Consider the following 2,368-nt stretch of genomic DNA (forward strand, 5'->3'; position numbering starts at 1 on the left):
TGAGACGATCATCAGTGTCATCTGCTTCATCCACTTCCTCTGCCACTTCAACAGAAGTTCTTTTAGAAGCAACAGATGCTGTTTGCGGATCCAAGCTTAAAATCAATGCCTTTTTGGGAAAACCTGTTCAATAACGCTGTGCAAGAGTAAGAGCGTTGTCAATATCATATTTTGTGATAGTATCTGCAAAGCCTAGACGGTTTTTTCTTTGAAAACTCTCCTTATAAAACTTAAGTTTTTTGACATTGCCAGTCAAAATAAGTGCAACAAGGTGAAATTCTGCAAGGAAAAATTCACTTTTTGTTGGCAACGCCGCATAATCATAGATGATTTGGTTGGTGTTTTGGTTATCAACCCATTTAAGAATATCCACACAGATTTGCTTTAGTTTGCCTTCTTCAACTTCAACACTAGAAACTGTATAAACTTCTTCTGCCTCTTTGAGAGCTATATATTGAGGATTCTCGGGAAAAACACCCCTATGAGCAGTGGAAAAGGCAAGTGTTGAAAGTGAAGCCTTGAATATAACGATCGGTGTTTTTCCTTTTCTATCAAGACTGTACATTATATTAATGATACGGTCTTTGCTTATAAAATAGGCATTACGATTATAATTTTTGTCGCGATAGACTGTCCAGTTCATCATTTTTAATGTTTCAGAAACTGTATTAAGAAGAGCCAAAGATTGTACACCAATACGTGCATCTGCCGCCTCTCGCTCCTTTAAAACGGTCAGATGTCCTTCAGCAAATTGAACAGCGTGATTAACATATTTTTCCACATCATCGTCATCTAAATATTCAGAAATCGTACCTGCTTTTACGGCATTTTGATAGGATTTCAGGATATCAATTTGACCTGTTAATGCTAAACAAGCCAAATGCCATGGAATATCGGGACAAGAGCTATATTTTTGAACAAGCGCTTTGCTTTCTATCGCTGCTTCTAAATCCTGAGCACGTGCCCATTGTATTATCCGCTCAGAGATTTTGATAAGCTCTTGCTCATCTAATGTCTCTACACAAATATCAATCCCTTTATCAACACCACTAAAAACCCCTCCCTCAATCGTATTAAAAGACTGATAAATATTTGTAGCTGATATCTGCCTACATTTTCTACTATCGTGAATATAATGGCAAGCTACAGAAATATCTTCGTTGGAGATCCCTGCTTCAAGATGAACATTATAATCATCATGAAGACGGATAAAACCAAAATCAAATTGAATAAAACGATCCGGCAAAACTAACCACATTTTCCCAGGTTCTGTGGCAAACCATCCTTGGGTTTTAAGAATGTGCGTTGCTGCTGTGAGACTCATCAAACGCTGTTTCGGTTTTTTGCGTGCTAAAATGTCATCCAATTCATTATTTTTATAAGCTTCAGCAAAAAAGATAACGCGCTTAACCTGCGTTATCTTTTCATAATCAGAAAACTCTGGCACGTATAATTGAGATGTAGGTTTGTAATTCCTTAAAGCTTCGGTATCGCCGAGTAGAGCCTTTGCAACGAGAGAATGATTAGCAGCTTTTTCACGTAATTTTTTCTCAATATCTTGTGCTTGCGCCCAAGCTAACACTTTGTTTAAAGCTACCTTGACATGGCTTTCAAAAAACTCCAGTGCTGTAACTCCAAAATTCTCTTCTGAAGAAATCAGCATAGCCTCATATTGAGGTTGAGATTCTTTACCGTTAGCATATTCACAGCCAAGACAATAAGCAGCAGTAGTAAGACTGACAGAAACCCACAATCTTCCGCTATCCCGTCCATAATCCATGACACCATAATGAATACGCACTATGCGATCGGGGAAGTGATAATAAGCAAACATATCACCCATTTTATCGCGATGAGGCTCCCAGCCAAGTCTTTTTAAAATCTCTGTTGCATCTTTGGTTTGCATCGTCATTACCCTGCGTGCTCTTTAATTCTTTTACAGAGAAATTCATAAAAATTACTTGCGTAATACTGGGGATCGCTAGGTAGAAACTTAAGATAGAGCGGACACTCTCCATCCTGAAACTGAGAATAATCAAAATAAAATGTTTCACCAAAATCAGTTCTATTCACGGCAAGCTGATTTGGTTTTGCGAAACCATTTTTTATATCCGTCAAATGATAGAAAACAATATCACCAGCAGGACACTTATCAAAACTTGCGTTATAAATGCTAAAAATTTCATAACCTCCAATTTCTCCTCCTCCATATTTTTTTAAGAAAACTTTGTAAGAGGATGTGAATTGCAAACCCAAAGCTTTCTCCGCCTTTTCAATCTGTAGATCATCTGTTTCATTCTCTTCATCATCTTCACTACCCAAATTGATAATATCATCATCATATTTATTCACTTTATCAATTAATACT

At 37.2% G+C, this 2,368-nt stretch carries 1 protein-coding gene and 1 pseudogene; both read right to left on the reverse strand.

What is annotated here, in order from left to right; translation table 11 throughout:
* Positions 1-1,906 (reverse strand): annotated as a pseudogene (locus GGR08_RS07795) (DUF6990 domain-containing protein); the annotation flags it as partial.
* 5 nt (positions 1,907-1,911) lie between these two features.
* Positions 1,912-2,368, reverse strand: a 457-nt coding sequence (locus GGR08_RS07800; RefSeq protein WP_210273975.1) for an SMI1/KNR4 family protein, incomplete at its 5' end; no start/stop codon positions are given.

It is taken from the genome of Bartonella fuyuanensis, assembly GCF_014197255.1.
GTDB classification, from domain to species: Bacteria; Pseudomonadota; Alphaproteobacteria; order Rhizobiales; family Rhizobiaceae; genus Bartonella; species Bartonella fuyuanensis.